This window comes from Enterobacter cloacae complex sp. IR5422 (assembly GCF_049238165.1).
GTDB lineage: Bacteria > Pseudomonadota > Gammaproteobacteria > Enterobacterales > Enterobacteriaceae > Enterobacter > Enterobacter roggenkampii.
Window position 1 is genome coordinate 31,556 of record NZ_JBMKHT010000003.1, and the last position, 17,705, is coordinate 49,260.

Below are 17,705 nucleotides of genomic sequence, written 5' to 3' on the forward strand. Positions count from 1 at the left end.
GTTAGTTAAAAGGTTTTAAGTCAACGCGCGCCATCATCGCGGCTAACTGGGTACGATCGGTAATACCGACATTGCTCTGGCTGACGGCCAGGGCAGCAACGGCAGTGGCAAGACGTAAAGTATGTTCACTGGATTCCCGCATCAGCAGACCATAAATCAGTCCGCCAACCATGGAATCCCCTGCGCCAACGGTACTCACAACCTCCATTGACGGCGGTTTGGCGATCCATTCGCCAGACGCGTTAACCCACAACGCGCCTTCTGCACCAAGCGAGATCACCACGTGAGCGATACCCTGCTCGCGCAGCGCATGGGCAGCGTCAATCACATCTTTTAATTCTGGCAGCTTACGGCCCGCCCAGATCTCCAGTTCGCGGCGATTTGGCTTCACCAGCCACGGAGAGGCTTTCAGGCCCGCGACCAGCGCGTCACGGCTGCTGTCAAAAATAATGCATGGGCACTGGCTGCGCAGGCGCGTCATCCAGTCGGTAAACGCTTCCGGGCTGACGCCGGATGGCAGGCTGCCGCTGACGCACACCATGTCAAACTGCCCCAGCCAGGTCAGCGAGTCGTTGACAAAGCGTTCCCAGTCTGACGGCGTCACTTCGAAGCCAGAGAAGTTCAGATCGGTCACTTCACCGTCTTTCTCCGTCAGCTTAACGTTGATACGGGTACGGCCCTGAACAACCTGGAAACGGTTGGCAATGCCCAGCTCGCTGAACAGCTGCTGGAAACCATCCTGGTTGTCTTTACCGAGGAATCCGCCCACGGTGACATCGATACCGAGATCCTTGAGCACTTTCGCGACGTTAATCCCTTTGCCCGCAGCATGCAGGCCGGTGGTACGCACGAGGTTAACTTCGCCGCGCTCAATTTCCGGGCAAAACCCCACCAGGTCATAAGCCGGGTTCAGCGTAATAGTCGCAACACGTCTGCTCATTATGCGCCCTCCCCCAGACCCGCCGCGATGGCATCGCCAATCGCTTTCAGCGCCTGTTCAGCATCGGCACCCTGCGCGGTGAAACGCAGACGGTGGCCTTTCTTCACGCCCAGCGCGACCACTTTCATCAGACTACGGCCGTTGGCCGGTTTGCCCGTGCCGTCAAGATTCGCCACGGTAATCTCACTCTCAAATTGTTTAATGGTATTCACCAGCATGGTGCCCGGACGGGCATGCAGGCCGTGCTCGTTACGCACCACGAACTCCGCGGTTAGCACGTCATCCGTCAGCGCATCATCACTGGTCAGCAGTGCCAGCACGGTGGAGGCATCAGCGTTCAGCAGTTTTTCAGCTTTGTTGTTCAGCAGCAGATCGCCAAGACGCTTCAGCACGGAAACCGGCTGTTCATCAGCCATCGCGACGGTCACCAGCATGGCCGCGCGCTCGCCTTCTACCTCAAACGCCGAGGCAGCACGGCTCACGGCAATCGCACTGCGCAGGTTGCCTTCAGCACTGTCGTTCAGCCAGATACCCTGACCCAGATTCAACGGCTTATCGTTAATCACGCGCGTCACAAAGGTGGCATCCGCCGCGCCGGCTTCTTTCAGACGACCCGCGTTAAGCGCCTGCAGCGTCACCAGATCGGAAGCAACCACATCCAGCGTCAGCGTTTCATTATCCAGTTTCAGCGCTTCACTCTGTTTTTCGCCCATCAGCAAGGCGCGCAGCTCTTCCGCGGTGGTGGCGGATTTAAGCTGTTCAGCCACCGCGTCATCGCTCAGAACATGCGTCAGCTGACGCAGCAGACCTAAATGTTCATCGCTGCTGGCCGCGATACCGATGGCCACATAGGCCACCTGACCGTCGCCCCAGAGCACGCCCTGCGGGAACTGATACACCTTAACGCCGGTTTTCAGCACCTGATCGCGGGTGTCGGTGGTACCGTGCGGAATGGCAATGCCATTGCCGAGGAAGGTTGAAGTCTGCTGCTCGCGGGCCAGCATGCCGTTGACATAGCCGTCCGCGACGTTACCCGCCTGCACAAGCGCAGCGGCAACCTGGCGAATAGCCTCTTCTTTATCCCCGGCCTGAGCGCCCGGGTGGATATCCTGAACAGATAACTGGAACATGGTTCTCCACTCCTGCTGAACTTGAATCGTTTCAGCTTTAATGAGAAAAAATGCGCTAGCCTGCTCCGTTTGTTAAAACAAGATAGCGCTGAAACGTTTCAAAAAGTCTTGCGCTTTCTGCTGTGCCTTGCAAGTAAACTCGTCTTTCTGATATCAGAATTTAGAGATACAGCACATTTCTTCTTCATTGAGCTGAATTTTGCTGAAGTTCAGCAAGTCAGTTTCAGCTAAGGTCAGCAGCGTGAGATGCAAGTTGAAATGCCATTTTGATTTTTCGTGGCATCATTGACCGCACCCACTGTTTATTTTTTAGCTGACGGCGTACACTCCGCCCCTCTCTGCTACTCGCTAATTATAAAACATGCATAACACCCCTGCGGCTGCCTCGCCAAAGCCCTTTGACTTGACCTCAGCGGCCTTCCTGATTGTTGCCTTTTTCACGGGCATTGCCGGTGCGTTACAGACGCCGACGCTGAGCTTATTTCTGACCAATGAGGTTCATGTTCGTCCGGCGCTGGTTGGCTTCTTTTTTACCGGAAGCGCCATCATCGGCATCCTGGTCAGTCAATTTCTGGCGGGGCGATCCGACAGAAAAGGCGATCGTAAAAGCCTGATCGTTTTCTGCTGCCTGCTGGGGGTCATGGCCTGCGTTCTTTTTGCCTGGAACCGCAACTACTTCATTCTGCTTTTCGTCGGGGTATTCCTGAGCAGCTTTGGCTCGACGGCTAACCCACAGCTGTTTGCGCTTGCCCGCGAACACGCCGACCATACCGGACGTGAAGCGGTGATGTTCAGCTCTGTCCTGCGTGCGCAGGTGTCGCTGGCATGGGTGATTGGCCCGCCGCTGGCCTACGCGCTGGCGATGGGTTTTGGCTTTACGGTGATGTACCTGAGCGCGGCAGTCGCGTTTGTGGCGTGCGGCGCGCTGGTGTGGTTCTTCCTGCCGTCCATGCGCAAAGAGCCCAAGGTGGCAACGGGTGTGCTGGAAGCGCCGCGCCGTAACCGCCGCGATGCCCTGCTCCTGTTCGCGATCTGCACGCTGATGTGGGGCACCAATAGCCTGTATATCATCAATATGCCGCTGTTTATCATTAATGAACTGCACCTGCCGGAGAAGCTGGCGGGGATCATGATGGGCACCGCAGCCGGGCTTGAGATCCCGACCATGCTGATCGCAGGCTATTACGCAAAGCGCTTCGGGAAACGTTTTTTAATGCGCATCGCCGCCGTCGCCGGTCTGCTGTTTTATATCGGTATGCTGACGGTACATACGCCGGGGCTATTGCTGGCGTTACAGCTCCTGAACGCTATCTATATTGGTATTCTCGCCGGGATAGGCATGCTTTATTTCCAGGATCTGATGCCGGGCCAGGCAGGCTCCGCCACCACCCTTTATACTAATACCACCCGCGTGGGCTGGATTATTGCCGGTTCAATGGCCGGTGTCGTGGCCGAAATCTGGAGCTATCACACGGTGTTCTGGATTGCGCTGGTGATGTGTACGCTGACGATTGGCTGCCTGGCGAGGATTAAAGACGTTTAAGGCGCGGTGAGCGCTTCCAGCTCAAGAAGGTACGTTATCGCCTGCTCTCGCGTGCTGCCGCACATTTCAGCCGTGGGCTGAAGCCCGGAGCAGACCTTCGGGCGCAACGGTGAGCCAAAGATCATGCACAGGTTCGTTTCCGAGAGCTGAACGCAGCGGGTATTGGCAGGTTTGCCCTCGGGCATTCCTGGAATGGGGCTTGAAATGGACGGTGCAGTACAGCACGCGCCACAATCGGGACGACAATCCATAAATGCTCTCTTTCGCTGGCGAATGCCCGTACGGTCGGGCATCGCGCGCACAGTAACACCTTTTGTGTATTGATAGCAAAAGCCACGAATTCCTCTTGCCTGAAAGGCCGCGCGCGAGTAATTTGGCGCGATATTTTTTACCTCCCGTAAACAGGATTACTGCAATGCCAAGAGCGAACGAAATTAAGAAAGGTATGGTACTGAATTACAACGGCAAACTGCTGATTGTGAAAGATATCGATATTCAGGCACCAAGCGCCCGTGGTGCAGCTACGCTGTACAAAATGCGTTTCGCCGATGTGCGTACCGGCCTGAAGGTGGAAGAGCGCTTTAAAGGTGACGATATCGTCGATACCGTGACCCTGACCCGTCGCTATGTTGATTTCTCCTACATCGACGGCAACGAATATGTGTTCATGGACAAAGAAGATTACACCCCGTATATCTTCACCAAAGACCAGATTGAAGAAGAGCTGCTGTTCATCCCGGAAGGCGGTATGCCTGATATGCAGGTTCTGACCTGGGACGGGGTGCTGCTGGCGCTGGAACTGCCTCAGACCGTCGATCTGGAAATCGTTGAAACCGCACCAGGCATCAAAGGCGCATCCGCCAGTGCCCGCAACAAACCGGCTACCCTGACCACCGGCCTGGTTGTGCAGGTGCCGGAATACCTTTCTGCTGGCGAGAAAATCCGCATCCATATCGAAGAAAAACGCTATATGGGTCGCGCTGACTGATTGCGGCGTTTGTCGGGTGGCGCTACGCTTACCCGACCTACGAAAAAACCGGCCCTGAAGCCGGTTTTTGTGTTTTTGTAGGCTGGGTAAGGCGGAGCCGCCACCCGGCAATTCCGGTTACAGTAGCTCCGGATACTTCGTCATCTTCAGCGCCAGCTCAACGCCGCGCACTTCCGCCATCCCTTTAAGACGGCCAATCGCCGAATAGCCCGGGTTGGTTTTCTTACGCAGATCGTCCAGCATCTGGTGTCCGTGATCCGGACGGAACGGGATAGGACGCACATCGCCAGCCTGCATACGACGGGCCTCTTCCGCCAGAATAGCGTCCACCACCGCGACCATATTCACATCGCCGCCCAGGTGCGCCGCCTCGTGGAAGGTTTTTGGGTTCTCTTCACGGCAGGTCGCACGCAGATGCGTAAAGTGAATGCGATCGCCGAAGGTTTTAATCATCCGCACCAGATCGTTATCGGCCCGCACGCCGTAGGAGCCGGTACACATGGTAAAGCCGTTGTGGATGCTGTCGACCGTCTCTTTCAGCCACTGCATATCTTCAATCGTAGACACGATACGCGGCAGGCCGAGGATAGGACGCGGGGGATCGTCCGGATGTACCGCCAGGCGAACCCCCACCTCTTCCGCGACCGGCACAATTGCGCGCAGGAAATACGCCATGTTTTCACGCAGCTGCTGCTTATCAATATTGCCGTACTCCGCCAGGCGGGCGCGGAACTGATCCAGCGTATAGCCCTCTTCGGCACCCGGCAGGCCCGCAATAATATTTCGGGTCAGCTTTTCGATATCCGCGTCGCTGGCGGCATTGAACCATTGGAGCGCCTGCTGCAGCTCTTCCGCGGTGTAATCCGCTTCTGCGCCAGGGCGTTTCAGAATGTGCAGTTCGAATGCCGCAAAGGCAATCTGATCGAAACGCAGCGCTTTTGAGCCGTCCGGCATTTGATATTCGAGGTCTGTACGCGTCCAGTCCAGAATGGGCATGAAGTTGTAGCAAACGGTATCAATACCGCAGGCCGCGAGGTTACGGATGCTCTGCTGATAGTTGGCAATCCAGGTCTGATACTCGCCGGAATGGGTTTTGATGTCTTCGTGAACCGGAATGCTTTCCACCACAGACCAGGTTAATCCTTTTTCCGCCAGCAGCGCCTGACGCGTCTGGATTTCCTCTACCGGCCAGACCTGACCGTTAGGAATATGATGCAGCGCCGTGACGACACCCGTTGCGCCAGCCTGACGCACATCATCAAGAGAAACCGGATCGTTCGGCCCGTACCAACGCCAGGTTTGTTCCATTGCCTCACCCTCTTAAGTTGTTATACCAATATGCGTTACTACAATGACGACTACCATACATGTTTACCGCGAAGGGTCAATACACCGCCACACATTGATTGATCAAACTCACATAACGGGGATATTTACGGCTCACCAATTTTATTTGCTGTCATATAACTTTACACTGGCATTGTTAATTAATGGTTAATCAGGTGTATCTCATGAAGACAATTGCCTCCACCACCCTTCCTGCCCGGGTTCAGCAACCGCGCTACGATCGTCAGCAACTGCGCTCCCGCATCGTCCACTTTGGCTTTGGCGCGTTTCACCGTGCGCACCAGGCCTTGTTAACAAATCGGGTGCTGAATGAAAAAGGCGGCGACTGGGGGATTTGTGAGATTAGCCTCTTCAGCGGCGATGTGCTGATGAGCCAGCTGCGCGCGCAGGATCATCTGTTCACCGTGCTGGAAAAAGGGGCTGAAGGAAATGAGGCGATTATCGTCGGTGCCGTCCATGAATGCCTGAACGCAAAGCTGGACTCCCTGCCCGCCATTATTGAGAAATTTTGCGAGCCTCAGGTCGCGATTGTCTCGCTCACCATCACAGAGAAAGGCTATTGCATCGATCCCGCGACCGGGAAACTCGACCTGAATAACCCCCGGATCGTCTACGACCTTGAAAACCCCTCAGAGCCACATTCCGCCCCTGGGATCCTGGTCGAAGCCCTCCACCGCCGCCGCGAGCGCGGCCTGCCCGCCTTTACCGTGCTCTCCTGCGACAATATCCCGGACAACGGGCACGTGGTGAAAAACGCCGTGCTGGGCATGGCGCAAAAACGTTCCGCAGGGTTATCTGAATGGATCGATACCCACGTAAGCTTCCCCGGAACGATGGTCGACAGGATTGTTCCCGCCGCGACGGAGGCCTCGCTGGCGGAAATCACCGACGCGCTCGGCGTGGAAGATCCGTGCGCCATCAGCTGCGAGCCGTTCATTCAGTGGGTAATAGAAGATAATTTTGTCGCCGGCCGTCCCGAGTGGGAAGTGGCGGGTGTCCAGATGGTGCAGGATGTTCTGCCGTGGGAGCAGATGAAATTACGCATGCTCAACGGCAGCCACTCTTTCCTGGCGTATCTCGGGTATCTTGCCGGCTACGCGCATATTAATGAATGCATGGAGGATGCAGCGTTCCGGGAAGCCGCCCGTCGGCTGATGCTGAACGAGCAGGCCCCCACGTTACGGATTAAGGATGTCGACCTCACCGCGTATGCCGATAGCCTGCTCGAACGCTTTGCCAACCCGGCCCTCCAGCATCGGACCTGGCAAATCGCGATGGACGGTAGCCAGAAGCTTCCGCAAAGAATGCTGGACGGGATCCGCGTTCATCTTGAGCGAAACACGCCGTGGTCGCTGCTGGCCCTGGGCGTGGCCGGCTGGATACGCTACGTCAGCGGCACCGACGAGCGCGGCAACGCGATTGACGTTCGCGATCCCCTCAGCGATAAAATCCGCACGATCGTCAACGCCAGCAGCGACATCGACCGCGTCCCCGCGCTGCTGGGGCTGAGCGAAGTGTTTGGTCACGATCTCGCGCACAATCGTATTTTTGTTGAGGCCGTCAGCCAGGCCTATCAGCGCATCACCCGTCACGGCGCACGTCAGGCTGTTATCGAAACGTTAAATATTTAACGATTGTTGCGCTTAACGCGAACGGATAAAGCCTCCGTTCGCCCTTCCCCTTCTCACAGGTCACGTTTTTCGCCAGGATAGAGAACAGTGTTATCGCATCATCATTCTCATCCGGAGCGCACGTGACCAAAACCAACCTCATCACCGGTTTTCTCGGCAGCGGTAAAACCACCTCAATTCTCCACCTGCTGGCGAATAAAGATCCGGCCGAGAAGTGGGCCGTGCTGGTCAATGAATTTGGCGAGGTGGGCATTGACGGCGCGTTACTGTCATCCAGCGGCGCGATGATTAAAGAGATCCCCGGCGGATGCATGTGCTGCGTCAATGGCCTGCCGATGCAGGTGGGTCTCAATACCCTGCTGCGTCAGGGCAAACCCGACCGCCTGCTGATTGAGCCCACCGGGCTGGGCCACCCGAAGCAGATCCTCGATTTACTGACCGCCCCGGTTTACGAGCCGTGGATCGATCTGCGCGCCACACTGTGCCTGCTCGATCCGCGTCAGCTTCTGGATGACAAGGCAGTGGCCAACGAGAACTTCCGCGATCAGCTGGCCTCGGCAGACGTTATCGTCGCCAACAAGGAAGATCGCGCCACGCCTGAAAGCCAGGCCGCGCTGGAGGCGTGGTGGCAACATTTTGGCGGCAATCGCACGCGGGTGCAGACCACCCAGGGGAATATTGATAGCACCCTGCTTGACCTGCCTCGTCTGAACCTCACCGAGCTGCCTGCCAGTGCGGATCATGCGCACAGCCATCCGGTTAAGCAGGGTCTGGCAGCCCTGAGCCTGCCGGAGCACCAGCGCTGGCGTCGTAACCTGAACAGCGGCCAGGGATACCAGGCCTGCGGATGGATTTTCGATGCTGAGACCGTTTTCGATACTATCGGGATTCTGGAGTGGGCCCGCCTTGCGCCCGTCGATCGCGTGAAAGGGATCATGCGCACGCCGGACGGACTGGTGCGGATCAACCGCCAGGGCGACGATTTCTTCATTGAAACGCAAAACGTGGCGCCGCCTGACAGCCGAATAGAGTTAATTAGTGCGGTTAACGCCGACTGGAATGCCCTCCAGTCCAGCCTGTTGAGGATTCGTTTAAGTTCGGGCGGCTAACGTTGCCCCAGTTTTCACTCTATGCAGAACGTTATGACAACTCGATTTCCCCTGATATTACTGCTTAATGTCGCCGGTCTGGCGCTTTTCTTCTCCTGGTATATCCCGGCGAATCATGGTTTCTGGTTCCCCCTGGATTCTGGCCTCTTTCACTTCTTCAACCAGGCGCTGGTGAAGAGCGACGCATTCCTGTGGCTGGTGGCCATCACCAACAACCGCGCCTTCGACGGCTTCTCGCTGCTGGCCATGGGCTGCCTGATGCTCTCTTTCTGGCTGAAAGAGGATAAAGCGGGACGTCGGCGTATTCTGATTATCGGTCTGGTAATGCTGCTGTTTGCTGTCGTCATTAATCAGCTGGCTACCGCGATTATTCCGGTTAAGCGTTCCAGCCCTACGCTCTTTTTCACCGATATTTATCGCGTCAGTGAGCTGCTGCATATTCCAACAAAAGATGCGTCGAAGGACAGTTTCCCCGGCGATCACGGCATGATGCTGCTCATTTTTTCCGCAGTCATGCTTCGCTATTTCGGCCGAAAAGCGTTTGCCATAGCCCTGATTATTTTTGTGGTTTTTGCCTTCCCGCGCGTAATGATTGGCGCTCACTGGTTCACCGATATTGCTGTCGGTTCGCTCTCCGTTGCGCTGATTGCGCTGCCGTGGTGTTTAATGACCCCGCTGAGCGACAGGATAATAGCTTTGTTCGATCGCTATCTTCCCGTTAGAGCGCAACAACAATTAAACAAATAACTAACCTAAATTAACGTGAGCTATCAGGGATCGACATGATCCCCGATAGCCTTCCCGCCACGATCTTTTCCCTCTGTCATATTCCTGTCATCACATTCATGATAAAAATGAAGCAATTGCGCGATCACGCGTCGGATCTGACCGCATTTTAAGCAATTACGGATTTTTACTTTCTGTATCACATTTTCTTATAAAAAAAAGGCTTTTTTTACTCGCAATACCCCTGGCAATCGGTTAATCTCGAACTCGTTTTGCCCCATAGGGATAATTATTTCGATGGTGAATAATTTTGTGCGCTATGCCACAAATGTGACCAGAAAGAATTGTCTCGATGTGAACAGATAATTAGTCTCGTCACGTTTGGCATTTTTATAACGATATTTGTCGTTAAGGACTTCAAGGGAAAATAAACAAAATGGTCAAATCTCAACCGTTTCTGAGATATATCTTGCGGGGGATCCCGGCGATAGCAGTCGCGGTACTGTTATCTGCATGTAGTACATCGAACACCGCGAAGAATATGCATCCTGAGACGCGTGTTGTGGGAATGGAAGATTCCTCTTCACTGCAAGCCTCTCAGGATGAATTTGAAAATATGGTACGTAATCTGGACGTGAAGTCCCGCATTATGGACCAGTATGCTGACTGGAAAGGCGTGCGTTATCGTCTTGGCGGCAGCACGAAAACAGGTATTGATTGTTCCGGTTTTGTACAGCGTACGTTCCGCGAGCAATTTGGGTTAGATCTTCCGCGTTCAACCTATGAACAGCAGGAGATGGGCAAGTCGATTTCACGTACCAAACTGCGCACCGGTGATTTAGTTCTGTTCCGTGCCGGTTCTACAGGTCGACATGTTGGCATCTACATTGGTAATGACCAGTTCGTACATGCCTCCACCAGCAGCGGTGTGACCATTTCCAGCATGAACGAACCGTACTGGAAGAAGCGTTATAACGAAGCGCGCCGCGTACTGACCCGCAGTTAATATAACTATTGTATCGTTGGTTATCCCTTGGCTGGCGATATGATGAAAAAAAGCACTGCTTCGGCAGTGTTTTTTTTTGCCCGTTACACTGAATACATCAAGCGGCTTTTCAGGAATCACGACGTCTATGCTCACCCGCTACTTCTCCAGTAATCGTAAAATACTGATCCTCAGTATTATCACGGGTCTCATCACCGCCCTGCTCCTGGGTTCCCTGCAATTTTCGTGGAGTTACCACAAGCGGGAAGTCAAATTCGACACCCTGGTGAATGATGTGAGCGCCTACATGGGGAGCTATTTCGAAGACCTAAAAAAAGCGGTCAATGTCCTCCAGCCTCTCACGCTGAACACGTGCCAGGACGTCAACCAGGAACTCACCTCACGCGCGGCCTTCAGCATTAACGTTCGCGCCTTCCTGCTGGTCCGGGACAAGATGGCATTCTGCTCCTCGGCAACAGGCCCGATGAATGCCCCGATGGAGACGCTCATACCTGAGCTGAATATCAATAAACAGATCGATATGGCGTTGCTTCCGGGTACCCCCATGCTGCCTGATGAACCTGCGATTGCGATCTGGTACCGCAACCCATTAGTGAAGGACGGCGGGGTGTTCACTTCTGTGAATATTAATCTGACGCCTTACCTGCTTTATACTGAGCGCCAGGACGAGTTCGCGGGTATCGCTATCATTATCGGCGATAACGCCTTGTCGACGCGGTCCAGCACGCTGGTTCATACCCGCGACTTGCATGACATCCCGGTCCGCACGGCGACGCTGAAAGACCTCCCCCTGACCATCAACCTGTATGCGGACGCATGGACCAGCGATGAAATTCTCTACGCGCTGTTCTTCGGGCTGGTATGCGGGATTTGTGCCGGATCGCTTAACTACTACATCCTCAGCATTCGGCTCAACCCGGGTAAAGAAATTTTAAGCGCTATAAAGCGCGGTCAGTTTTATGTGGTTTATCAGCCCGTCGTCGATGCCAAATCGCTCAGGATGACCGGGCTCGAAGTCCTGATGCGCTGGAAACACCCGACAATGGGGGAAATTCCGCCGGACGCGTTTATCAATTTTGCCGAAGCACAGAAGCTGATTGTCCCGCTGACGCTGCATCTCTTTGACCTTATCATTCACGATGCTCCTGTGTTACAAACGCTGTTACCTCCGGGCGCAAAGGTGGGTATTAACATTGCACCGGGGCATCTGCATGCGGAAAGCTTCAAGGACGATATGCGCACCTTCAAAGCCCTGCTGCCGCCGGATTACTTCCAGATCGTGCTGGAAATTACCGAGCGCGATATGCTCAACCATCGGGAGGCCAACACCCTTTTCGAATGGCTGCATAACGAAGGGTTTGAAATCGCCATTGATGATTTTGGTACAGGCCACAGCGCGCTGATTTACCTTGAGCATTTCACCATGGACTACCTCAAAATCGACCGTGGTTTTGTTAATGCGATCGGTACCGAGACCGTGACGTCGCCGGTGCTGGATGCCGTTCTGACGCTGGCAAGACGACTGAATATGTCGACCGTCGCCGAAGGGGTAGAGACGCCGGAACAGGCGGCCTGGCTGCGCGAACACGGCGTTAACTTCCTGCAGGGATACTGGATTAGCCGCCCGATGCCGCTGGCGCAGTTCCGCGAATGGCGGCCTGATATTTCGCCCGAAGGCGATTAATTTCACATTGCCCGTGACGTCACTTATTATTCAGCTTAACCGAGCCGGTCTGTAGAGAGGGAGCTGCCGCGAGATGCTTATGCGCTTTATGTTGCTGATGTTGGCATTCACGAGCCTGTCCAGCCAGGCGCAAACCATCAAAGAGAATATCGCCTTCGCGGTGATTGGCGAGCCGAAATACGCGGTCAATTTTACGCACTTCGATTACGTCAACCCTGCCGCGCCAAAAGGCGGTAAGGTCACGCTTTCCGCCACGGGAACCTTCGACAACTTCAACCGCTACGCCCTGCGCGGCGTGGCGGCCGCGCGAACGGAATCGCTTTACGATACGCTCTTTGTCACCTCCGATGACGAGCCCGGCAGCTACTATCCGCTGATTGCCGAGAACGTACGTTACGCCGATAACTTCGCCTGGGCGGAAATCTCGCTGAACCCGCGGGCACGTTTTCACGATGGCACACCGGTGAAGGCCAGCGACGTTGCGTTCACCTTCCATAAATTCATGACCGAAGGCGTCCCCCAGTTCCGCATCGTATATAAAGGCGCGTCGGTCAGAGCCATCGCGCCGCTCACTGTGCGCATTGAGCTGAGCGAACCGAACAAAGAGAATATGCTCAGCCTGTTCTCGCTGCCGGTGATGCCGGAATCGTTCTGGAAAAATCATAAGCTGAGCGACCCGCTTTCAACGCCTCCGCTGGCTGGCGGCCCCTACCGCATTACCGACTGGCGCATGGGGCAATATGTCGTCTATTCCCGCGTCAAAGACTACTGGGCGGCCAATCTGCCGGTCAACCGCGGACGCTGGAACTTCGACACCCTTCGCTATGATTACTACCTCGACGATAACGTGGCGTTTGAGGCGTTCAAAGCCGGGGCCTTCGATTTGCGCGTCGAGAGCAGCGCTAAAAACTGGGCGACCCGCTATATCGGCAAAAATTTCGCCAAAGGCTATATCGTCAAAGACGAACACAAAAATGAATCTGCCCAGGACACCCGCTGGCTGGCGTTTAATATTCAGCGTCCGGTATTTAATGACCGCCGGGTGCGGGAAGCCATCTCCCTGGCCTTTGATTTTGAGTGGATGAACAAAGCGCTGTTTTACGGGGCTTATAGCCGCGCCAACAGCTATTTTCAGAATACCGAATACGCCGCGCGCGATTATCCGAAAGCCGACGAACTGGTTCTGCTGGCCCCCCTTAAAGCAGAGGTACCGCCAGAGGTGTTTACAACGGTGTTTCAGCCGCCTGCTTCAAACGGTGACGGTTACGACCGCGACAACCTGCTCAAAGCCAGCAAGCTGCTGGATGACGCAGGCTGGCACCTGAAGAATCAAAAACGTGTGGATGCCAAAACGGGCAAGCCACTCAGCTTTGAACTGCTGCTCTCGTCCGGGGGCAACGACCAGTGGGTGCTGCCGTTTAAGCACAACCTTGAGCGGCTGGGCGTGACCATGAACATTCGCCAGGTTGATAACGCGCAGATCACCAGCCGCATGCGCAGCCGTGATTACGACATGATGCAGCGCCTGTGGCCCGCGCAGCCGTGGCCTAGCTCGGACCTGCAAATCTCCTGGGCCTCCAGCTACATCGACTCCTCGTACAATGCGCCGGGGGTAAAAAGCCCGGCGATTGATGCGCTGATTGCGAAAATCGTGGCGGCGCAGGGGGATAAAGACAAGCTCGTGCCGCTCGGGCGCGCCCTCGACAGGGTCTTAACCTGGAACTACTACATGCTGCCGATGTGGTATATGGGCGAAGATCGCCTTGCGCGCTGGGATAAGTTCTCCGTGCCTGCCGTGCGCCCGGTCTATTCTCTGGGCTTTGACACCTGGTGGTATGACGTTAACAAAGCCGCCAGACTTCCCGCTGAGCGGCGATAAGGAATTATCATGGGTGCCTATCTTCTCCGCCGTCTGCTGCTGGTCATCCCCACCCTGTGGGCCATCATCACGATTAACTTTTTTATTGTGCAAATCGCTCCCGGTGGGCCGGTCGATCAGGCCATTGCCGCCATTGAATTTGGCAACAGCGGCGGCATGCCGGGCGGCGGCGGTGAAGGGATGGGCGCCAGCCATGCGCGAACTGGCGTAGGGAATATCAGCGAAAGCCATTACCGCGGCGGACGCGGGCTGGATCCGGAGGTGATCGCCGAGATCACCCACCGCTACGGCTTTGATAAACCGATTCACGAGCGCTATTTCAAAATGCTCTGGGATTACATCCGCTTTGATTTTGGCGATAGCCTGTTTCGCAGTGCGTCAGTGCTGACGCTGATCAAGCAAAGCCTGCCGGTTTCGATCACGCTCGGGCTGTGGGGTACGCTGATCATCTATCTGGTCTCTATACCGCTTGGGATCCGCAAAGCGGTGTACAACGGCAGCCGGTTCGATATCTGGAGCAGCACGTTTATCATTATCGGCTATGCCATCCCGGCGTTTCTGTTCGCCGTTCTGCTGATCGTCTTTTTTGCCGGGGGCAGTTATTTTGATCTCTTCCCGCTGCGGGGGCTCGTCTCCGCCGATTTCAGCTCCCTGCCGTGGTACCAGAAAATCACCGACTACCTCTGGCATATCACGCTGCCGGTTCTGGCCACGGTCATTGGCGGGTTTGCGGCCCTGACCATGTTGACCAAAAACGCCTTTCTCGATGAAATTCGTAAACAGTACGTCGTCACGGCCCGCGCTAAAGGCGTGAGCGAAAAGCAGATCATGTGGAAGCACGTGTTCCGCAACGCCATGCTGCTGGTGATCGCCGGATTTCCGGCCACGTTCATCAGTATGTTTTTTACCGGCTCGCTGCTGATAGAGGTGATGTTCTCGCTTAACGGTCTGGGCCTGCTGGGCTATGAGGCCACCGTGTCGCGTGATTATCCGGTAATGTTCGGCACGCTCTATATTTTCACCCTGATTGGCCTGCTGCTGAATATCATCAGCGATATCAGCTATACGCTGGTCGATCCCCGAATCGATTTTGAGGGCCGATGATGCCGCGTTTAAGCCCCGTCAACCAGGCCCGCTGGGCCCGCTTTCGCCACAACCGCCGCGGCTACTGGTCGCTGTGGATTTTTGCCGTGCTGTTTGTCTTAAGCCTGTTTTCAGAACTGATCGCTAACGATAAACCGCTGCTGGTGCATTTTAACGATCGCTGGTACGTGCCGGTCATCGCCAATTACAACGAAAGCGACTTTGGCGGCCCGTTTGCGACGCCGGCAGAGTATCAGGACCCGTGGCTTCGCCAGCAGATTGAGCAGCACGGCTGGGCGCTCTGGGCGCCGGTGCGTTTTGGTGCAAACAGCATTAACTTCGCCACCACGACCCCCTTCCCTTCCCCGCCCTCCGCGCAAAACTGGCTGGGAACGGATGCTAACGGCGGCGACGTGCTGGCGCGCATCCTGTATGGCACGCGTATTTCGCTTCTCTTTGGGCTGATGCTGACGATCTTCTCCAGCGTGATGGGCGTCGTGGCGGGCGCCATTCAGGGCTACTACGGCGGGAAAATTGACCTATGGGGCCAGCGGGTGATTGAGGTCTGGTCAGGCATGCCGACGCTGTTTCTGATCATCCTGCTTTCCAGCGTCGTACAGCCCAACTTCTGGTGGCTATTAGGCATCACCGTCCTGTTCGGCTGGATGGCGCTGGTCGGTGTGGTCAGGGCCGAGTTTCTGCGCACCCGTAATTTCGACTATATTCGCGCCGCGCAGGCGCTTGGCGTGAGCGACCGCGGGATCATCTTCCGCCATATGCTGCCCAACGCCGTGGTGGCAACGCTCACCTTCCTGCCGTTTATTCTGTGCAGCTCCATCACCACCCTCACCTCACTGGATTTTCTCGGTTTCGGGCTACCGTTGGGTTCCCCGTCGCTCGGCGAACTGCTGCTGCAGGGCAAGAACAACCTGCAGGCGCCGTGGTTAGGCATCGCCGCCTTTCTTTCCGTGGCCGTGCTGCTGTCGCTGCTGATTTTTATTGGCGAAGCCGTGCGCGATGCCTTTGATCCGAACAAGGCGGTTTAAAATGACCCAGCCCCTGCTCCGTATTGATAACCTGGCGATTGCCTTTTCAAAACAGGACGAGACGCGCACCGTGGTCAGCGACCTGACGCTGCAGATCCAGCGCGGTGAAACGCTGGCCCTGGTGGGTGAGTCGGGTTCAGGCAAGAGCGTTTCGGCGCTCTCCATCCTGCGGCTGCTGCCTTCTCCGCCGGTGAGCTACCCGCAAGGGGATATCCTTTTTCACGGCCGTTCGCTGCTGCACGCCGACGAACAGACCCTGCGCGGCATTCGCGGCAACAAAATCGCGATGATCTTCCAGGAGCCGATGGTGTCGCTTAACCCTCTGCACAGCCTGGAAAAACAGCTCTATGAAGTGCTCTCCCTGCACCGTGGGATGCGCAAAGAGGCCGCGCGGGGAGAAATTCTGGATTGTCTTGAGCGCACAGGCATACGCAATGCGGCCAAACGGCTGAATGATTTTCCGCATCAGCTCTCCGGCGGCGAACGCCAGCGCGTGATGATCGCCATGGCGCTGCTGACGCGCCCCGAGCTGTTGATTGCCGACGAGCCCACAACGGCGCTGGACGTGACGGTACAGGCGCAAATACTGACGCTGCTGCGGGACCTGCGTGACGAGCTGAACATGAGCCTGCTGTTTATCACGCACAACCTGAGCATTGTGAGAAAGCTGGCCGACAGCGTCGCGGTGATGCAAAACGGCCGCTGTGTTGAACAGAATGCGGCGTCCACGCTGCTGAGCGCGCCGCAACACCCCTATACGCAGCGCCTGCTCGACAGCGAACCCTCCGGCGACCCGGTTCCCCTCGACGCTGACAGCACGCCGCTGCTGCGCGTTGAGGATCTGTCCGTCTCGTTCCCGATCCGCAAAGGTATTCTGCGCCGCATTGTCGATCGCAACCCGGTGTTAAAAAATATCCGCTTCTCGCTGCGCCCGGGCGAATCCCTCGGGCTGGTGGGCGAATCCGGCTCGGGTAAAAGCACCACCGGTCTGGCGCTGCTGCGCTTAATTGCCTCACAGGGCGAAATCCTGTTTGACGGCATGCCGCTGCACCGCTGGAACCGGCGGCAGATGCTGCCCGTACGTCCTCGCATGCAGGTGGTCTTTCAGGATCCCAACTCCTCGCTTAACCCGCGGCTCAGCGTGTTACAGATTGTCGAAGAGGGCCTGCGCGTCCATCAGCCCGGCCTGAGCGCGCAGCAGCGCGAGCAGGAGGTCATGCGGGTAATGGTTGAAGTCGGTTTAGATCCCGAGACGCGCCACCGCTATCCTGCGGAATTTTCCGGCGGGCAGCGCCAGCGTATCGCCATTGCCCGCGCGCTGATCCTGAAACCGGAGCTAATTATTCTGGATGAACCGACGTCGTCTCTGGACAGGACCGTTCAGGCGCAGATCCTGGCGCTGCTTAAAGGGCTACAGGAAAAGCACCGGCTGGCCTATATCTTTATCAGCCATGATTTGCAGGTGGTGCGGGCGCTATGCCATCAGGTGATTGTGTTGCGACAGGGAGAGGTGGTCGAGCAGGGAGAGTGCCAGCGCGTATTTAGCGCGCCAACGCAGCGCTACACGCGCCAGCTGTTGTCGTCAGACTAGCG

General features: G+C 56.1%; 15 protein-coding genes. 11 read left to right on the top strand and 4 right to left on the bottom strand.

The window, feature by feature from the left end; all coding sequences use genetic code 11:
- Position 1 precedes the first annotated feature (1 nt).
- Entirely contained in the window at positions 2-940 is a 939-nt protein-coding gene (gene fruK / locus ACOTXT_RS02510) for a 1-phosphofructokinase (RefSeq protein ID WP_008500936.1), read from the bottom strand.
- Positions 940-2,070, bottom strand: coding sequence for a fused PTS fructose transporter subunit IIA/HPr protein (gene fruB, locus ACOTXT_RS02515; RefSeq protein ID WP_008500937.1), 1,131 nt, complete (start codon positions 2,068-2,070; stop codon positions 940-942). The genes fruK and fruB overlap by 1 nt, the downstream gene beginning before the upstream one ends.
- 361 nt (positions 2,071-2,431) lie before the next feature.
- Here fruB and setB point away from each other — a divergent pair, with 361 nt between their 5' ends.
- Positions 2,432-3,613, top strand: a complete 1,182-nt coding sequence (gene setB, locus ACOTXT_RS02520) for a sugar efflux transporter SetB (protein ID WP_065102631.1) — start codon at positions 2,432-2,434, stop codon at positions 3,611-3,613.
- On the opposite strand, the gene ACOTXT_RS02525 is transcribed toward setB, so the two are convergent.
- Positions 3,610-3,864, bottom strand: coding sequence for a YkgJ family cysteine cluster protein (locus ACOTXT_RS02525; RefSeq protein WP_021241515.1), 255 nt, complete (start codon positions 3,862-3,864; stop codon positions 3,610-3,612). The two genes, setB and ACOTXT_RS02525, sit on opposite strands and share 4 nt — an antisense overlap.
- A gap of 164 nt (positions 3,865-4,028) precedes the next feature.
- On the opposite strand from ACOTXT_RS02525, the gene yeiP reads away from it, so the two are divergent.
- The gene (gene yeiP, locus ACOTXT_RS02530; RefSeq protein WP_008500940.1) at positions 4,029-4,601 is read left to right on the top strand and encodes an elongation factor P-like protein YeiP; all 573 of its coding nucleotides are present in this window, start codon (positions 4,029-4,031) and stop codon (positions 4,599-4,601) included.
- Between the two features lie 117 nt (positions 4,602-4,718).
- Here the strand turns inward: yeiP and uxuA are convergent, their stop codons facing one another.
- Positions 4,719-5,909 carry a mannonate dehydratase gene (uxuA, locus tag ACOTXT_RS02535; protein WP_333164108.1) on the bottom strand — a complete coding sequence of 397 codons (1,191 nt, stop codon included), beginning with the start codon at positions 5,907-5,909 and terminating at the stop codon, positions 4,719-4,721.
- 203 nt (positions 5,910-6,112) lie between these two features.
- Here uxuA and ACOTXT_RS02540 point away from each other — a divergent pair, with 203 nt between their 5' ends.
- The 9 genes from ACOTXT_RS02540 (at position 6,113) to yejF (ending at position 17,703) form a co-directional block, all read left to right on the top strand.
- Entirely contained in the window at positions 6,113-7,579 is a 1,467-nt protein-coding gene (locus ACOTXT_RS02540; RefSeq protein WP_333164106.1) for a fructuronate reductase, read from the top strand.
- Positions 7,580-7,701: 122 nt separating this feature from the next.
- Positions 7,702-8,688 (top strand): CobW family GTP-binding protein, encoded by a 987-nt coding sequence (locus tag ACOTXT_RS02545; RefSeq protein WP_008500943.1) that lies wholly within the window; start codon positions 7,702-7,704, stop codon positions 8,686-8,688.
- Positions 8,689-8,721: 33 nt separating this feature from the next.
- Positions 8,722-9,435, top strand: coding sequence for a phosphatase PAP2 family protein (locus ACOTXT_RS02550; RefSeq protein WP_333164103.1), 714 nt, complete (start codon positions 8,722-8,724; stop codon positions 9,433-9,435).
- 415 nt (positions 9,436-9,850) lie between these two features.
- Positions 9,851-10,420, top strand: a complete 570-nt coding sequence (gene mepS / locus ACOTXT_RS02555; protein ID WP_008500946.1) for a bifunctional murein DD-endopeptidase/murein LD-carboxypeptidase — start codon at positions 9,851-9,853, stop codon at positions 10,418-10,420.
- A gap of 127 nt (positions 10,421-10,547) precedes the next feature.
- Complete coding sequence (locus ACOTXT_RS02560) at positions 10,548-12,104, top strand: cyclic di-GMP phosphodiesterase (RefSeq protein WP_008500947.1); 1,557 nt, start codon at positions 10,548-10,550, stop codon at positions 12,102-12,104.
- A gap of 73 nt (positions 12,105-12,177) precedes the next feature.
- Positions 12,178-13,983, top strand: a complete 1,806-nt coding sequence (locus ACOTXT_RS02565) for an extracellular solute-binding protein (RefSeq protein WP_095442732.1) — start codon at positions 12,178-12,180, stop codon at positions 13,981-13,983.
- A 9-nt stretch (positions 13,984-13,992) separates the two neighbouring features.
- Positions 13,993-15,087 (top strand): microcin C ABC transporter permease YejB, encoded by a 1,095-nt coding sequence (locus ACOTXT_RS02570; protein ID WP_008500949.1) that lies wholly within the window; start codon positions 13,993-13,995, stop codon positions 15,085-15,087.
- Positions 15,087-16,112 carry an ABC transporter permease gene (locus tag ACOTXT_RS02575; RefSeq protein WP_008500950.1) on the top strand — a complete coding sequence of 342 codons (1,026 nt, stop codon included), beginning with the start codon at positions 15,087-15,089 and terminating at the stop codon, positions 16,110-16,112. Before ACOTXT_RS02570 ends, ACOTXT_RS02575 begins: the two co-directional genes overlap by 1 nt.
- A 1-nt stretch (position 16,113) precedes the next feature.
- A complete protein-coding gene (yejF, locus tag ACOTXT_RS02580; protein ID WP_333164098.1) occupies positions 16,114-17,703 on the top strand; it encodes a microcin C ABC transporter ATP-binding protein YejF in 1,590 nt (529 codons plus the stop codon).
- Positions 17,704-17,705 lie beyond the last annotated feature (2 nt).

Bases quoted from the DNA above. Each gene is read 5' to 3' on its own strand.
- fruK (WP_008500936.1), bottom strand. From the start codon at position 940: ATGAGCAGACGTGTTGCGACTATTACGCTGAACCCGGCTTATGACCTG.
- fruB (WP_008500937.1), bottom strand. From the start codon at position 2,070: ATGTTCCAGTTATCTGTTCAGGATATCCACCCGGGCGCTCAGGCCGGG.
- setB (WP_065102631.1), top strand. From the start codon at position 2,432: ATGCATAACACCCCTGCGGCTGCCTCGCCAAAGCCCTTTGACTTGACC.
- ACOTXT_RS02525 (WP_021241515.1), bottom strand. From the start codon at position 3,864: ATGGATTGTCGTCCCGATTGTGGCGCGTGCTGTACTGCACCGTCCATT.
- yeiP (WP_008500940.1), top strand. From the start codon at position 4,029: ATGCCAAGAGCGAACGAAATTAAGAAAGGTATGGTACTGAATTACAAC.
- uxuA (WP_333164108.1), bottom strand. From the start codon at position 5,909: ATGGAACAAACCTGGCGTTGGTACGGGCCGAACGATCCGGTTTCTCTT.
- ACOTXT_RS02540 (WP_333164106.1), top strand. From the start codon at position 6,113: ATGAAGACAATTGCCTCCACCACCCTTCCTGCCCGGGTTCAGCAACCG.
- ACOTXT_RS02550 (WP_333164103.1), top strand. From the start codon at position 8,722: ATGACAACTCGATTTCCCCTGATATTACTGCTTAATGTCGCCGGTCTG.
- mepS (WP_008500946.1), top strand. From the start codon at position 9,851: ATGGTCAAATCTCAACCGTTTCTGAGATATATCTTGCGGGGGATCCCG.
- ACOTXT_RS02560 (WP_008500947.1), top strand. From the start codon at position 10,548: ATGCTCACCCGCTACTTCTCCAGTAATCGTAAAATACTGATCCTCAGT.
- ACOTXT_RS02565 (WP_095442732.1), top strand. From the start codon at position 12,178: ATGCTTATGCGCTTTATGTTGCTGATGTTGGCATTCACGAGCCTGTCC.
- ACOTXT_RS02570 (WP_008500949.1), top strand. From the start codon at position 13,993: ATGGGTGCCTATCTTCTCCGCCGTCTGCTGCTGGTCATCCCCACCCTG.
- ACOTXT_RS02575 (WP_008500950.1), top strand. From the start codon at position 15,087: ATGCCGCGTTTAAGCCCCGTCAACCAGGCCCGCTGGGCCCGCTTTCGC.
- yejF (WP_333164098.1), top strand. From the start codon at position 16,114: ATGACCCAGCCCCTGCTCCGTATTGATAACCTGGCGATTGCCTTTTCA.